Consider the following 15,639-nt stretch of genomic DNA (forward strand, 5'->3'; position numbering starts at 1 on the left):
CCCAGTGAGGGCGCGACATCGCTGCCCGGTTTGGCCCCTTTCAGGGCGTGATCGTGCCAGCCATGGAAATGCCCGTCCACGCGCAGCACCCGGTCCTTGCCCGACCACGCCCGCCCCAACCGCAGGGCCAGCATGGTGGCTTCGGTCCCCGATGCGGTAAAGCGGGTGCGGTCTGCTGACGGGTATAGCCGGTTCACCCATTCCGCCCACTCGATTTCAGCCGTGTGGCAATCGGCGCTGAAAATCGACCGCTCGGCCTGTTTCTGCACCGCTTCAACGATCACCGGATGGCAATGGCCCAGCATCTGACTGGCACTGCCCATCTTGAAGTCGATATAGCGGCGGCCTTCGATGTCCCATTTCTCGGCCCCCTTGGCCCGGTCGATAAACAACGGATGCGGGTCGCGATAGCGCAGCTCATGGCTGACACCGCCGGGCAGGGCTGCGCGGGCGCGGTTGGAGAGGGATTGATTGCTCATGGCTGTCGTCCGATCCGCGCGCGGCTGAGATGGATATCAAAACGGTCACGCAAGGCGCGGTCGGTGGCGTCCGGGATGTGCTGCGGGAAATGGCTGGCCAGCAGTTCTCGAGTTCTGTCGCGCGCGACATCCGCAACGGACCGCCTGCCATCCTCTTGCCATTCATCCGGTGTGCGACGGTCGCCGACATGCGGGTAGAAGTAGTCCGATTTCATCCGCTCGAAGGTGTGGAGTTCGCCCAGATAATGCCCCGGGCCCCGGCAGACATTGGCGATCACCTCGGCGGCAATGTTGTCCGGCGTGGCCTCGACCCCGCGGATCGTGCGCAGGATGTTGCCCAGCAGATCATTGTCGCTGACATAGCCTTCCAGCGACACGCCCAGCAGGCTGGCGTGAATTCCCGCTGCCTGTGTCACGATATTCGCACCGGCATGGGCGGCCATGGCGACAGCCAGACTTTTCTCGGCCCCGTATTGCGCATCCAGCGTCTTGGCGTCGGTGATCCCGGCAATCGACGAGGTCGGCAGGCCGAAATGCCGACCCATCTGCGCGGCGGCGGCCATCAGGATCGCCTGCTCGCCCCCGCCGCCCGACATTGACCCCGTTCGCAGATCGGCCACCAGAGGTTTTGGGGCGAAGATCGCCCGGACCTGCGGATCGACCAATTGCGCGAAGACCAGACCCGCCAGCGTTTCAGCCACTGCCTGCACCAGTGATCCGGCGATGGTCGCGGGGCTGGTCGCCCCTGCCTGCCCGGCACTGATCAGTTGTACCGGGAAGCCCGCCTTGATGGCGGCCTCCAGCACGTCGCAGGCATCTTCGGCAAAGCGCATGGGGGGCACGACGTGGCAGACCATGACGGTCAGGAAGGGGCGCGCGCGAAACGCGGCCTCGCCCCCGGCGATGGTATAGCAGAGATCAGCGATTGCCGGGACGTTGGCGGGTTCGGTGATCGAGATCGACACATGTTTCGACGTGCCCATCAGGCAGGCATACGCGGTGTTGAGGTCCATCGCGGCGGTATCTTCAACATCGCGGGCCACGACGGGGCGGCTGAAATGGTGAATGTTTTCCATCTCATCCACCAGCCGGGCCGCATCATAAAGATCGGCCAGGGTCGAGGGGCGATAGGCGCCGGTGTCGATATCGAACACGCCCGGCGCCGCGCCGCCGGTGGACATATGCACCCGCGCGCCTTCGATGCGCAGATCATGCTCGGGCACTTGTCCACACAACGTGAAATCCCGCCGCGCCTGCGCCAGCGTCTGCTGCACCAAATCGCGCGGGAACAGCAATCGACCGTCACCGTCCACGCTGCCACCGGCTGCCATGACCCGCTCAATCATCGACGGAATCGCCTGGCTGAGGCCCAGCGTTTCCAGCAACGACAGGGCGGCCTCTTCGACCAGTTGCACCTCATCCAACGACAGTGGCTTTAGCCGACCGCCTGTAACCCCCGGCCAGACCGGCGGGTGGGTATCGGGCTCTGTTGCTTGGTTCAGGCGGTCCTTGCGACCGCGCCGCCGGTTTGTCTGGGTCATCGACTCATGAGTTCAGCTTTGCATGACTTCAGAGTGACCAACATAAATCATATTTACAAAGGCAGTTTTCTCAGCAAATGATGAGTTCATCTCATCTATAGGATAGCTATGACACCGTCCCTCCCCGCCTTGCGCGCCTTTGATGCCGCCGCCCGGCAGGGCAGCTTTCGCGCCGCTGCCGAAGCGCTGGCGGTGACGCCGACCGCGATCAGCCACCACATTCGCGGACTAGAGGATCAACTGGGCCTCAAGCTGTTCGAACGCACCGGGCGCGAGGTGACCCTGACCGAGGATGGCAGGCGTCTGGCCGAGGCAACGGCGCAAGCCTTCGGTATATTGGACGACGCGGTACGAGCGATGCGGCGCAGTTCCCGCAAAGTGGTGCGCTTGGCGGCGGGGCCGATTGTCACCGCCCGCTGGCTGATGCCCCGGATCAGCGACTTCTGGCAATCCCACCCCGAGATCGAGCTGGAAGTGGTGCCGACCTATCAGCCCGGCCTGCTGGACCGTGAAAACGTCGATATCGTGATCCGGTGGGAGCGTCTATCTGAAATGCCCGAAGGCGCGGTCAAGCTGTTGGAGTTGAGCCCGGTTGCCATCGCCTCGGACGATCTGGTTGCCCGGCTGGGACCTATAAACGCGCCCGAGGACCTGCTGCACCTGCCGCTGCTGCATCAGCGCAACCATTGGGGATGGCTGGACTGGTTCACGGCCATGGGGGTGCGGGTGGATGACGCGCTGCGCGGTCCGGTCTTTGAGGACGCCAACGCCCTGCTGCGCGGAGCCGCTGCGGGTCAGGGGCTGATCGTCGGCTGGCTGCCCCTGATCGATCAGGATCTGGCCGAAGGCCGGGTTGTGCGCCTGTTTGACGAGGCCATCGCCCCGACCCACGGCTATTTCGTCGAGCAACACAGCGCCAGCCAGACCCGCCGCGAAACGCGCACCGCCATGGCATGGCTGATCGGTCAAAGCGCCGGGGATACTGGCGGGCGAGGCTGAGGCCCCTGCCCGCCGAGGCCGATTATTCCGGCAGGTATTTCTCGGACCAGCTTTCGCCTGCCGCGCCTGCGTCGATCATCGCGGTGATCTGATCTTCGTCAAAGCCGACCTCTGCCAGTACGGCCCTTGTATCGGCACCATACTTTGGCATCGGACCGGGGATATGGATCGTGGCAGTCGCAGGCCGCACCGCGTTGGGTGCAACCAGATCACACCAGCGGCCCATGGGGTGCTGATCATGACGGATGACGCTGAATGTGCCCTGGTTCAGATCGACCTGCCCCGCGCTTTCGTGCTGCAACACCGCGTCGCGGGTGTCGTGCAGCGAGCCCAGCGGCATCACCGTGCTGGCGCTGCCTGCAAAAGCCTGTGCCCAGTGTGCAGCGGGTTGCGTGGCGAAACGGTCCGACAGGCCCTCGGCCATCTGACCCTCGGGCAGGTCCGCCAGATCGGCCAGTTCGGGCACCCGGCGCAAGGCCTCGTGCCGCTCGGTCGGGGCGGCGAAGAACATCCAGCCATCGGCGGCGCGGTAGCAGTGATAGAACGGTCCCCAGCCCAGAACCTGCCGCCCCGAGGGTTCGTCAAAGGGCGCACGCCCGTCGAAATCATACATCAACTGCGCCTGAATCAGGTTCCCCGCCCCGGTCAGTGCCGCACGGGCAATGCCGCCCTTGCCGGTGCGTTGCAGCCGCAGCAGCGCTGCACCCAGTGCAACACAGGCGCAATAGCCGGTCAGCACGTCGATGGTGCCGAAATGCGCGTGTTCCTCGGGCGTCTGCATGCCGCCGCCAAAGCGCACCATAACCCCGGTCGCGGCCTGAGCCAGATCGTCATAGCCCAGATGATCCGATTTCGGACCGCGCGCCGGGCCGCCAAAGGCATCGAGCTGCACCAAGATGAGGCGCGGATTGATGGCGGCCAGATCGTCGGCGCTCAGCCCCAACGCATCACGTTGTTCATCGGTACCGTTCATGGTGATGACGTCCGAGGCCGCGATCAGCCGTTGCAGCGCCGCGCGCCCGTCCTCGGACCGCAGGTTCAGCAACACGCTTTTCTTGCCGCGATGGGCATGCAGGCCAAAGACCACGGTGTTCCACGGATCGACCGATGGCTCGACCGGCTGGACCGAGGTTACCTGCGCGCCGTACCGGGCCAGTGTCGAACCGATGGTCGGGCCCGCGATCACATTGGTCAGGTCCATAACTTTCAACCCGTCAAGCCAGCCCTCCGTTCCGCCACCAATCGCGCCATCGCGGGGTGGTTCGGCCAGAATGTCAGCAAGCGGGGCGCTGTTGGCGTCCGGCCCGGGCCGTTTAACCAAAGCGCCTGCGTCATCGTCCAGCCAGGCGACATTGCCCATCTGACGCATCGCGCCATGCCTTGGATCGTCAACCTCAAGCACCAGCCCCGAGGCCAGCGCGTGCGGATCAGCCAGCCATTCCTTGGTAAACCGCTGCGCCGTGGCCGGAGCTTTGGCGGCGCCAAACAGCGCCTCCCACTCATGGGACGGTTTGGTCAAAAAGGCGGCCTTCATCGCGGTGGACACCCGCGCCCGGTCACGATCACCCACCGGATAGTTGCGCATCGACCAGTGATCGGGCCAATCGGCAGTGTCCAGATAAGCGTCGAAATCGGGCAGTTCATCGGCCAGATCACCCAGCCCCAGCGTCTCCAGCACGCGGCGCGGATGGGTTCGCACGCTGCCTGCAACCACATAAAACCCACGCCCGTCGGCGCAGGTATAGGTGCGGTAGAACGGGTCCAGGAACTCTTCCAGCTCAGCAAAGCTGAGGTTCATCGGCAGCCCCTCGGCGGCGCGGCGGTCCAGCTCCACCTCGCGCGGGGATTTGTAGCGGTCGGGGTAATCCTCGATCTGTTCGCAATTGTAGATCAGTCCCTCCAGCAGGGCCGAGGCCAGAGGCACCTCGATATGATCCCCGCCATTGCGATCCCGCGCAGCCAGAGCGAATTGCACCGCCATCGCGCCGAAAGAGGATCCATAGGCCGAGGCCAAAGTCAGCGGCGTGAACGAGGGGTTGATCCCCATCAGCCGCCGATTCAGCCCCATATCAGTGAACTGTCCGGTGCGCGCGGCAATCACCGCCTCCCACGCGGGCAGGTCCGCCAGTGCCGGATCGGTGGAGGCAAAGCCGGGCAGCGACAGCGACACGATGCGCGGGTTGATCTGGCGCAGGGCGTCAGGGCCCAGACCCAACCGCTCCATCACGCCGGGGCGGAAGTTTTCGATCACCACATCGGCGCGTGCCACCAGCTTGCGGGCGGTTACCAGCCCCTCAGCGGTCTTGAGGTCCAGCGTCAGCGCCGTTTTGCCCCGCGACAGCATGTCGGTTGCGGGCTCCTTCAGGCGTGGGCCGCCGGGCGGGTCGATGCGGATCACCTCGGCCCCCATATCCGCCAGCATCATGCCGACCAGAGGCCCGGCAAGATACTGACTGAAATCGAGAACGCGGATATGTTCAAGGGGCCGAGTGGTCATCGATGGTGCTCCTGTCCTGATCATCGAATCCTGTGGTGCTGTTTGGCGGCTACATTGAAATCAATTGCGATGAAAGGGTTGGCTGAAACGACCGGCGCATGTCGCAATTGCGCGAAAGGCGCAAAGAAATCACCAGCGCCGTTTATTCCTGCTGACCGATCCAGTCCAGAAACCGCTGCGCCCCCGGTTTCACAGCCCCTGACGCAGTGACCGAGCAGAAATACCCGCGCGCCGTGTGGCATTCATGATCACAGGCCAGCGCAAGCGAACCGCTCGCCAGAAACTCCTGCAACAGCGGACGCCAGCCGATACCAAAACCCAACCCGTTCTGGATCGCACGCAGATAGACCATATAGCTGAGATAGCTGTCGTGGGCTGGGGGTTTGGGGATCTCGATCCCCGTCCCGTCGAAGAACCGGTTCCAGTCGCCACTGTGATCGGCCCCGGACATATGCAGCAAGGTGCGTTCAGCCAGCGCGGGCCGGTTCAACGCTTGTCCTTCGGGCAGTAAATCGGGGTGACACACGGCAACCATGTCTTCGCCAAAGATTTTCCGGCTTTGCGCGCCCTGTAATCCGGCATGACCGAAAAGAATGATTGCGTCACACTGGCCAGCATCGAAATCGGCATTCTGATCGCGGGTGATGATCTGCAGCTTGGTGTCGGGGAATTGTGCCTGAAACCCGGCCAGTCGGGGCAACAGGTAGAGGCTGGCAAAGCCGATGCTGGCGCTGACGACGATGGTGCCGTCGTCCCGTTGCGCGCGCAGGGCATCCAGCCCGTTGCGAATGGCGTCGAACCCTTGTGAAACGGCTTCGGCCAGCAATTCGCCCTCTTTCGTCAGGGTCAGACGCGGCTTGCTGCGCAGGAACAGGGGTAGGCCCAGTTCAGCCTCAAGCGCTGAGATATGGCGGCTTATGGCGGGTTGTTGCACATTCAGTTCCTGGGCGGCGCGCGAAAAGCTTAGGCGCCGGGCGGCGGCCTCGAAGGCGTTGATCTGATGTAGGGGGATTGGGCGTGCCATCGTCATGCCATTGATGAATGATCTGTATTCACCATTTCCATCTTTGTCGCGCGGATCAAGTGGGCCATCCTGAAAACAGCATCAAAGCGGGAATGATCGGTGCAGAAAACGGTTCTGGCCCTTGGCGGCGACGGGATAGGTCCCGAGATTCTGGAGCAAGGGCTGCGCGTGGCCCATCATCTGGCAGAGCGGTCGGGGATCACCCTGTCGGTGCATCATGACCTGCTGCATGGGGCATCCTGGGATGCGCATGGCACGTTCTGCACGAAGCAGGTTCTGGAACAGGCGCGCGTGTCAGACGCGGTGCTTGTGGGGGCCGTTGGCGGGCCGAAATGGGACAATATCCGGGTGCCGGGTGGGGCGGAAAATCAGGACGGGCTGATGTATCTGCGCCATCATCTGCAGACCTATCTGGGCCTGCGACCGGCCCGCGCATGGGCGCCATTGATGGCCCAGACCCCGTTTCGCACCGGACTGGCCGACAAGGCCGATGTGCTGATCCTGCGCGAGATGTGCGGCGGCGCGATGTTTGCCTCCGAACGGGGGCAGCGCATCGCGAACGGGCTGCGGCAGGGCTATGACCTGACCGCCTATGACGAGGCCGAGGTGGCGCGCTTTGCCCATGGCGGGTTCCAACTGGCCCGCGCGCGACGGGGGCGGCTGGTCAGTTGCGACAAGTCCAACGTGATGGAAAGCTACAAGCTGTGGCGCGCGGTTGTGACCGAGGTGGCGCAGGACTATCCCGATGTCGCGTTCGAGAACATGTTCGCCGACAATTGCGCCTATCAATTGATGCGCCGCCCCGAGGATTTCGACGTGGTGATCGGCTGCAATCAGTTGGGCGATATCCTCAGCGATCTGACGGCGGTCTATGCCGGTTCGCTGGGCATGTTGCCCTCGGCCTGTTTGGCGGCAAACCCTGCGGAAGGCCCAGTCTTCGGCATGTATGAAAGCACCGCCGGGTCCGCCCCCGATATCGCCGGGCGCGGGATCGCCAACCCGGTGGGCACGATCCTGTCTGTCGGCATGATGTTCCACTACAGTTTCGGCCTGCCCGAAATCGCCGCCCAACTGGAACCGGCAATCGAGGCGGTGCTGACCACAGGCATCCTGACCCCCGATCTGGGCGGCACCGCAACCAGCGCCGAGATGACCGATGCCATCCTAGAAAGGCTGGATGCGTGAGCGTCTATGACTACGTGATCGCAGGGGGCGGCTCGGCCGGATGCGCGCTGGCGGCGCGGCTGGCCGAAGACCCTGACGTCTCGGTTTGCGTGGTCGAGGCCGGGGGTAAGGGGCGCGATCTGTTCATCCGCATGCCCGCCGGGAACGGGTTTGTCTTCGGCAACCCGAGGCTCGACTGGGGGTATCATTCGGTGCCGCAGCCGGGGCTGAACGGACGGCGCATCTACTACCCGCGCGGCAAGGCGCTGGGCGGGTCGTCCATCGTCAACGGCATGATCTACATGCGCGGCGTGGCGGCGGATTACGATATGTGGCGTCAGGCAGGGCTACCGGGCTGGTCCTATGCCGAAGTCCTACCCTATTTCCGCCGCTCCGAGGGTGCCCGCGACCGCCTCGACGCCTGGCACGGGCAGGATGGACCGTTGAAAACCGAACCCGCCCGGAATTTCGGCGAGATGGAGCGCGCCTTCATCGCCGCCGCCAAAGCCGCCGGGCATCGCGAGATCGCGGATTTCAACGGGCCCGAGAGAACCGGTGTTGCCCGCAACGATTCCACCGTCAGCAAGGGGGTGCGCCAATCCTCGGCCATCGCCTATCTGGCCAATCCACCGCCGAACCTGACCCTGCGCACCGACTGTCAGATCGCGCGTATCGTGCTCGATGGCACCCGCGCCACCGGAGTGGAAACGCTGGACGGCCAGACCATCCGTGCGCGCCGCGAAGTGATTGTCTGTCAGGGCAGTTTCGGCACCCCGCATCTGCTGATGCTGTCCGGCATCGGCCCGGCGGATCATCTGACGCAACACGGCATTCAAGTGCTGGCCGACCTGCCCTCGGTCGGGGCGAACCTGTCGGACCACCCGGATGTGCCGATGCAATATGGCTCGGACCGGATGGACCTGAGCCATGCGCGGTATCAAAGACTGGACCACGCCGCGCGTCTGATGGGCAAATGGCTGCTGAACGGCTCCGGTCCCGGTGGCGGAGCGTTTTTCTCAACCATCCTGTTTCACGCCCTCGACGACCCGGCACTGCCCGAGTTGGAGGTGTTCATGACCCCGATGGTGGTCGAGGAAAATCTGGGCAATGGGGCCGGTGAACAGGTGCCGCTGCTACAGCGCCTTGGCCGAAAGTTATTGGTGCGCGGGCGCAAGATGGCGCGTCCGGGCGTGCAGCTTGACATCAATCTGGAGCGTCCCCGATCCACCGGCACGGTGCGACTGGCCAGCGCCGACCCGCGCGCGCATCCGCTGATCGACCCGAATTACTTTGCCGATCCGCAGGATATCGACCACCTTAGACGCGGCGTTCATGCGATGCGAGAGATCATGGCGCAGGACCCAATCGCCAAACTGGTCACGGGCGAAATCGGCCCGTGGAAAGATGCGCATAGCGACGACGAAATCACCCAAGCCATTCGCGAAACCGCTTATACCGGCCACCACCCGGCCTGCACCGCGCGTATGGGTGATGTGCTGGATGCGGAATTGCGTGTACATGGGGTTCAGGGGCTGCGGGTCTGCGATGCCTCGGCCATGCCCATGCAGATCACCGGCAATCTTTATGCCACGGTGGTGATGATGGCGGAAAAGGCCGCCGACATGATCCTTGGCCGCCCGCCCCTGCCACCGGAATACCCAACGGAGCCCTCTTGATGACCGATATCCGCACCTTCGATTATTTCGCCAATAACGCATGGCACGCCCCTGCCGAAGGCGGTTACTTCGACAGCGAAAATCCGGCCACGGGTGAGGTCTGGGCCCGCATCCCCGATTGCCGTCAGCCGGATATCGACCGCGCGGTGGCTGCTGCCCATACGGCCTTTCACGATGGTCCCTGGGGCCGGATGCAGCCTGCTGAACGCGGGCGGGTTCTGCGACGCATGGGCGACGTGATCTCACGCCATGCTGACCGGTTGGGTGCAGTTGAGACCCGCGACAATGGCAAGCTGCCGTCGATGATCACCCCCGGGCTGCGGGCCGGTCAGTGGCAGGTCGACAGTTTCCACTATTACGCCGGGATGTGCGACAAGTTCGAAGGGCGGATCATCCCCGCCGAGGCACCCGATATCCACAACTATGTCAAATGGGTGCCCTTTGGTGTGGTGGCGCAGGTGCTGCCGTGGAATTCGCCCCTTGGCACGCTGTTCTGGAAACTCGCACCCTGTCTGGCGGCGGGCAATACGGTGGTGATGAAGCCCTCGGAACAGTCCAGCGCCTCGACACTGGAACTGATGGAGGTGCTGCTGGAGGCCGACCTGCCCCCCGGTGTGCTGAATGTGGTCACCGGTTTTGGCGCGACCACCGCGCAGCCGATGATCGAACATCCCGACGTGCGCATGGTCAGCTTCACCGGCGGCACCGCTGGCGGGCGGGCTGCAGCAGCGGCGGCGGCGCAGCAGGTCAAACCGGTGGTGATGGAGCTGGGCGGCAAGTCGCCCCAGATCGTGTTGCCGGATGCCGATCTTGATCTGGCGGTGAACGGGGTGGCCGCCGGGATTTTCCCGCCGGGCGGGCAAAGCTGCATCTCGGGCTCTCGGGTGCTCGTGCATCGCGACATCATCGACGACTTCACCGCCCGTTTGGTCGAGGTGGCAGGCAAGGCCCGGGTGGGCGATCCGCTGGACCCGGATACTCAGATCGGCCCGATGGCCAACCGTCCCCATTACGAAAACGTTCTAGCCCGTATCGCGGCGGCAGAGGAAGCCGGGCACAGGCTGCTGCTGGATGGCCGCTCGGCCGGCCGCGAGCGGGGCTATTACATCGGCCCCACCATCTTTGCCGACGTACCCAACACCGCCGATCTGGCGCAGACCGAGGTGTTCGGGCCCGTCCTCAGCACCGAAGCCTGGCAAGATGAAGAGGACGTCATCCGTATCGCCAACGCCTCGGTCTATGGGCTGGCAGCAGGTATCTGGAGCCGCGATGTGGCCAAGGCCATGCGCATGGCCGACCGGATCGAGGCCGGGACGGTCTATATCAACAACTATTTCAACGCCGCCACGCAATCGCCGGTGGGTGGCATGAAACAATCCGGTTACGGTCGCGAAAACGGCTTTGAAGGCATGCGCTGTTTCATGCAAACCAAATCCGTCTGGTTATCGACCAACCCGCATCAACCCGATCCCTTCGCCTAGGCAAAAAGGAAGCTAGCATTGAAACGTATCTATGATTTCGCACGACGTCCGGCGGCCCGCAATTACACGATTGCCGACCTGCAGGCCCTGAAAGGGTCGGGCCGGAAATTGTCGATGTCCAACCCCTCGACCCCAGATGAACTGCAGGCCTGTCTGGATGCGGACATCGATCTGCTGGTCGTCTGGGACGAACATATTGAACATACGCGGCAGGTTGCGCCGCATATCTTTGCCGGGGTCGGCAGCACCTGGGCGCAGTTTGGCTCGACTCAGGAAATCATGGATCACGCCTTCGACATGATGCGCAAGGGGGCGGATATGTACTACACCCTGCGCTCGTTCGACGTGATGGAGGCACTGGCCAAGGAAGGCATCCCGGTGCAGTCTCATATCGGTCTGATCCCCACCTTCAGCCACTATTGCGGCGGTTTGCGCGGCTGGGGCCGCACGGCAGATGAGGCGATGGAGATCTACCGCACCCTCAAACGCATGGAGGACGTGGGCGTCTTCGCGGTCGAGGCCGAATGCATCGCCGAAGAGGTGCTGGAGGCGGTGAATGACAAAACCTCGATCGTCACCTTCTCGTTGGGGTCGGGCAATGCAGGGGATGCGATCTTCAGCTTTGTCAGCGATATCTGCGGTGAGGCCAGTGAAGAGGATAAGCCCCCCAAACACGCCCATGCCTTCGGCAATCTGCAACGGCTGCATGATCAGGTCAGGGCCGAACGCACCGCCGCCATGGGCGCCTTTGGCAGCGCCGTGCGGGATGGCAGCTTTCCCTATCCACAGAACAACATCCGCATGCATGCGGATGAGAAAGACAAGTTCCTGGAAGCGTTGGACAAAGCCTCGTGACCGCAATTGCCCGGCTGGCCGGTTTCGCGGCCTTGGCCCAGCCGGGCACGGATCTGGCCGAGGTAATCGCGCCCGCCGTAGCGGATTGCTTTGGCTGTATCCTTGCGGGTGCAGACAGTGAGGTTGCCCGTCAGGTGGTTACGGCCCTGCAACCTTTTGGCGCTGGTCCGGTGGCATTGTACGGGCGAACCGAGACGCTGAGTGCTCCCTACGCGGCGCTGGTCAATGCAGTCGCGGGCCATGCCTGGGATCTGGATGATTGGGAGGAGCCGGGGAATACGCATCCGACCGTGGTCCTGCTACCCGCACTTCTGGCCGCCGCGCATATCAGGCCCGCAAGCGGGGCCGATCTGCTGGCCGCCTATGCGGTGGGAACCGAGATCATCATGCGCTTGGGCGAGGCGCTGACGCTGGATCACTACGCGCGCGGGTTTCATTCCACCGCAACGCTGGGCACGATCGGCGCGGCCGGGGCGGTGTCACGGCTGCTGCAGCTGTCTCGGGCGCAAACGGCGCATGCTCTGGCCCTGTCGGTGTCGCAGGCCACCGGGTACACGCTGCAATTCGGGTCGAACGCCAAGCCCTTGCAGGCCGGTTGGGCCGCGCGCAATGGGCTTGAGGCCGCGTTGCTGGCCGCGCAAGATGTCACCGGGCAGGTCGATGTTTTGGATCACGACCGTGGGTTCTCGGGCCTGATGGGGTGTCATGACGCGGATCGCTTTGCCCGCGCACTGTCCCGTTTGGGTACGCCATGGGCGGTTCAGGAATACGGCCTTATCCTGAAACCCTGGCCCTCTTGCGGCTATACCCACCGGTTGATGACCGCCGCGCTGACTTTGCGCTCGCAGGTGGCACATCGGCTGGACGACATAACCGCACTCCACGCCTGCCTGCCCGATTTCCACGCTGAAATCTTGCCGTTTCATGTCCCAGATACCCGAAATGAGGCCCTGTTTTCGGCCCCCGCCTGCATTGCCCAGATGTTGGTCACCGGCAACCTAACGCTGGCCGACAGCGCGCAAGGGTTCTGGACCAACCCGACGGTGGACCGCCTGATCCGGCTGACCTCAATCACCCCGGAGGACGCGCGGAATACCGATCTGAACTATGATCCCGATCAACCGGATGTATTGCGCATTTCTTTGGGCGAGGAGGTGCTGGAAACCGCCTGCCCCTACCCGCTGGGTGCGCCGCAAAACCCAATGAGCACCGCGCAGCTGGCCGCCAAATTCGCCGCGCTGACCCGTCAGCCACCGGACTCTTTCCAGGACCTGCTGGACTGGCCCAACGCCCCCGACATCGCCGCATTCTTCCAACGGAGGACCCCATGAGCAAACGCACAGGCGGCCGCGCCGCGCGCAGGCAATCCCGGGCCGAGGGCGCGGGCTCGGGTCCGACCACCGCCATTTGGCCCGGGATCGAAGGCGGGCAGTACGCACCCCTGACCCGGGCCGAGATCGCCATGATCGACGACACCGCCCTGCGCATCCTCGAAGAGATCGGGCTGAAAGGCGCGACACAAACCTGCATCGACACGATCTGCGCTGCCGGAGGATCGCTGACCGAAGACGGACGCCTGCTGATGCCCGAACCCATGGTGCGCAAGGCGCTGAATTCCGCCGGTCGCGGGTTCAAACTATGTGGGTTGAACCCCGAACATGACATCGACCCCTCCGGCGCGCGCATCCATTTCGGCACCTCCGGCGCGGCGGTGCATATCATCGACAGCGAGACCGGGCGGATTCGCGACACCACCCTGCGTGATCTCTACGACATGGCGCGGATTGCCGATCAACTGCCCAATCTCCACATGTTCCAGCGCACCGTCGTCGCGCGCGATATCTCTGACCCGCGCGAGATGGACCTGAACACCCTCTATGCCTGTCTCAAGGGAACCGCCAAGCCCACCGGCACCTCATTCGGCGCGCCCGAGGTGATGGAAGAGGCGGTTCGGATGCTACACCTGATCACCGGCGGACCGGACGCGCTGCGCGCTCGCCCTCCGGTCTGTGTTTCGACCTGTTTCATCGTCCCGCCGCTGACCTTCGCCGAAGAGGCCCTGGGTGTGATCGAATGCGCCGCGCGGCATGGAATTCCGCTGAAACTGGTCTCGGCCGGGCAGGCAGGCGCCACCAGCCCCGCCCCGCTGGCAGGCGCCGTTGCCCAGCAAACCGCCGAGGTGCTGGCGGGCATCGTCTATGTCAACCTGCTGAACCCCGGTCACCCGGCCACTTTTGGCGCGCTGCCCTTCGTTAGCGATCTGCGCACTGGCGCCATGTCGGGCGGGTCCGCCGAGCAGGGTCTGCTGATGGCCGCCTGCGCGCAGATGGCCCGGTTCTACAACATCCCCTGCGCCGTCAGCGCGGGTATGACCGACAGCAAGATGCCGGATTTTCAGGCCGGGTATGAGAAAGGCTATACCGAGCTTCTGGCCGCCCTCGCCGGGGCCAATCTGGTCTATGAGGCGGCTGGCATGTACGGCTCGCTGCTGGGCTGTTCGCTGGAAAGCTTTGTGCTGGATAACGATCTGATCGGGTCCGTCATGCGTGCAACCCGTGGGTTCGAGGTGACCGCCGAGACGCTGTCATTGGACACCATTCGCGACGTCTGCATCGGCGGGCCGGGGCATTTTCTGGGTCACGACCAAACCATGAACCGGATGGAGAGCGACTATTTCTACCCCACCCTCGCCGACCGCCGCACACCGCAGGAATGGGCCGCCGCGCCGGATAAGGACCTGCTGGAAAACGCCCGCCGCCGGACCCGCGATCTGCTGGCCCAACCGGACCCGACACATATCCCGGACGAGATCGACCGGGACATCCGGCGGCATTTTCCGATACGGGTCCTGAAATCAGGTGCCTAGGCCACTCTGCCCGCTGCGAAATCCATAAACGCGCGGATGACCCGTACATCCCGGCGTTGGGTCAGCGATACGATACTTTCACTCATCGTCAGGCCGCTGCCCACAAGCCGCAGTTTGACCAGACGGGGGTCGGGAACGAATTCCGCCTCAGAGACAAACCCGACCCCCGCGCCCGAGGCCACGAGTTCGCGCACCGCCTCGCGCCCCTCGGCCACAATGGCTGGTTTCAGGGTGATGCCCTGCCGCTGCGCCTCGGCCACGATGTTCTGACGGGTTTTCGAACCGGTCTCTCGGAACACCAGCGGGAAGCATTTCAGGTCTTCGAACGTCAGATTTGTCTGGGTCCCGGGCAGAAACCCGCGCGCGGCAAAGGCGATGATCTCGGCTGTGCCCAGGTTCAGAACGGTCATGTCGCGGCCCGGCGTCAGGCTGCTGGCCACGCCGATTTCCGCATTATAGGCGCGCAGTTCCTCAAGGATTTCCTCGGTATTCCCGGCGCGCAGCAGGATGGTGATGTTGGGATATTTCTCACGAAATGGTCGCAGAAAGGCCGTTATATGCATGGCCGAATCCGCGATGATCCGCAGCTCGCCTTCAACCGCCGCCCCGGACTCTGAGAGGTAATCGCCGATCTGCGCCTCCGTCTCGAAGTAGCTTTTGGTCAGGCGCAGCAGGTCCTCGCCCTGCGGGGTCAGGATGACCTGCTTTTTCTCGCGGTGAAACAGCAGCAAATCGTGATCTTGTTCCAGTTTGCGCACCTGTTCCGAAACCGCAGGCTGGGTCAGGTGCAACGCCTTGGCGGCCTTGGAAAACCCGCCCAATAGCGCGACGTGGTGAAAGGCGCGAAGCTGACTGTGGCGCATTCTCTTCCTTTGCTCCCAATCCAAAAGAAAAACTTATAGATAGATCGTTTTTTGCAATTTTACATATGGTGCAGCGCCCTGCAATGATGTCCTTGGATTTCATTTGGGAGAGTGCAGATGAACGCCCCCTCAAGCCCGATCGAAGCGCCCCGGCTGGGCGAACCCTATCTGCTGACGCCGGGCCCGCTGACCAC

At 63.6% G+C, this 15,639-nt stretch carries 12 protein-coding genes; 7 read left to right on the forward strand and 5 right to left on the reverse strand.

From position 1 onward, the window contains the following. Both MPJ51_RS17245 and MPJ51_RS17250 read right to left on the reverse strand, forming a co-directional pair. On the reverse strand, window positions 1-479 hold a 479-nt coding region (locus MPJ51_RS17245), incomplete at its 3' end, for an aminotransferase class III-fold pyridoxal phosphate-dependent enzyme (protein ID WP_298389247.1). Continuing rightward, entirely contained in the window at window positions 476-2,020 is a 1,545-nt protein-coding gene (locus MPJ51_RS17250; RefSeq protein ID WP_298389216.1) for a trimethylamine methyltransferase family protein, read from the reverse strand. The genes MPJ51_RS17250 and MPJ51_RS17245, both read right to left, overlap by 4 nt. A 108-nt stretch (window positions 2,021-2,128) precedes the next feature. Between MPJ51_RS17250 and MPJ51_RS17255 the strand changes: the two genes are divergently transcribed. Further along, a complete protein-coding gene (locus tag MPJ51_RS17255) occupies window positions 2,129-3,019 on the forward strand; it encodes a LysR substrate-binding domain-containing protein (protein ID WP_298389218.1) in 891 nt (296 codons plus the stop codon). A 22-nt stretch (window positions 3,020-3,041) separates the two neighbouring features. Here MPJ51_RS17255 and MPJ51_RS17260 read toward each other — a convergent pair whose 3' ends face one another. Both MPJ51_RS17260 and MPJ51_RS17265 read right to left on the reverse strand, forming a co-directional pair. Then, the gene (locus tag MPJ51_RS17260) at window positions 3,042-5,516 is read right to left on the reverse strand and encodes a CoA transferase (RefSeq protein ID WP_298389220.1); all 2,475 of its coding nucleotides are present in this window, start codon (window positions 5,514-5,516) and stop codon (window positions 3,042-3,044) included. A 142-nt stretch (window positions 5,517-5,658) separates the two neighbouring features. Further along, complete coding sequence (locus tag MPJ51_RS17265; RefSeq protein ID WP_298389222.1) at window positions 5,659-6,540, reverse strand: LysR substrate-binding domain-containing protein; 882 nt, start codon at window positions 6,538-6,540, stop codon at window positions 5,659-5,661. A gap of 99 nt (window positions 6,541-6,639) precedes the next feature. Here MPJ51_RS17265 and leuB point away from each other — a divergent pair, with 99 nt between their 5' ends. Genes leuB through MPJ51_RS17295 form a run of 6 tightly spaced genes read left to right on the forward strand, consistent with a single transcriptional unit; the run spans window position 6,640 to window position 14,582 of the window. Beyond that, entirely contained in the window at window positions 6,640-7,725 is a 1,086-nt protein-coding gene (gene leuB, locus MPJ51_RS17270; RefSeq protein WP_298389224.1) for a 3-isopropylmalate dehydrogenase, read from the forward strand. Next, entirely contained in the window at window positions 7,722-9,380 is a 1,659-nt protein-coding gene (locus tag MPJ51_RS17275; protein WP_298389226.1) for a GMC family oxidoreductase N-terminal domain-containing protein, read from the forward strand. The genes leuB and MPJ51_RS17275 overlap by 4 nt, the downstream gene beginning before the upstream one ends. Next, window positions 9,380-10,861, forward strand: coding sequence for an aldehyde dehydrogenase (locus MPJ51_RS17280; RefSeq protein ID WP_298389228.1), 1,482 nt, complete (start codon window positions 9,380-9,382; stop codon window positions 10,859-10,861). Before MPJ51_RS17275 ends, MPJ51_RS17280 begins: the two co-directional genes overlap by 1 nt. Before the next feature lie 18 nt (window positions 10,862-10,879). Further along, entirely contained in the window at window positions 10,880-11,716 is an 837-nt protein-coding gene (locus tag MPJ51_RS17285; protein ID WP_298389230.1) for a 3-methyl-2-oxobutanoate hydroxymethyltransferase, read from the forward strand. Next, window positions 11,713-13,047: an MmgE/PrpD family protein gene (locus MPJ51_RS17290; RefSeq protein ID WP_298389232.1), complete on the forward strand. Its 1,335-nt coding sequence runs from the start codon at window positions 11,713-11,715 to the stop codon at window positions 13,045-13,047. Before MPJ51_RS17285 ends, MPJ51_RS17290 begins: the two co-directional genes overlap by 4 nt. Next, window positions 13,044-14,582 carry a trimethylamine methyltransferase family protein gene (locus tag MPJ51_RS17295; protein WP_298389234.1) on the forward strand — a complete coding sequence of 513 codons (1,539 nt, stop codon included), beginning with the start codon at window positions 13,044-13,046 and terminating at the stop codon, window positions 14,580-14,582. Before MPJ51_RS17290 ends, MPJ51_RS17295 begins: the two co-directional genes overlap by 4 nt. Here MPJ51_RS17295 and MPJ51_RS17300 read toward each other — a convergent pair. Beyond that, window positions 14,579-15,445, reverse strand: a complete 867-nt coding sequence (locus MPJ51_RS17300; protein WP_298389236.1) for a LysR substrate-binding domain-containing protein — start codon at window positions 15,443-15,445, stop codon at window positions 14,579-14,581. The two genes, MPJ51_RS17295 and MPJ51_RS17300, sit on opposite strands and share 4 nt — an antisense overlap. Window positions 15,446-15,639: the final 194 nt, after the last annotated feature.

Origin of the sequence: Ruegeria sp. (assembly GCF_028066395.1) — a bacterium.
Taxonomy (GTDB): domain Bacteria; phylum Pseudomonadota; class Alphaproteobacteria; order Rhodobacterales; family Rhodobacteraceae; genus Ruegeria.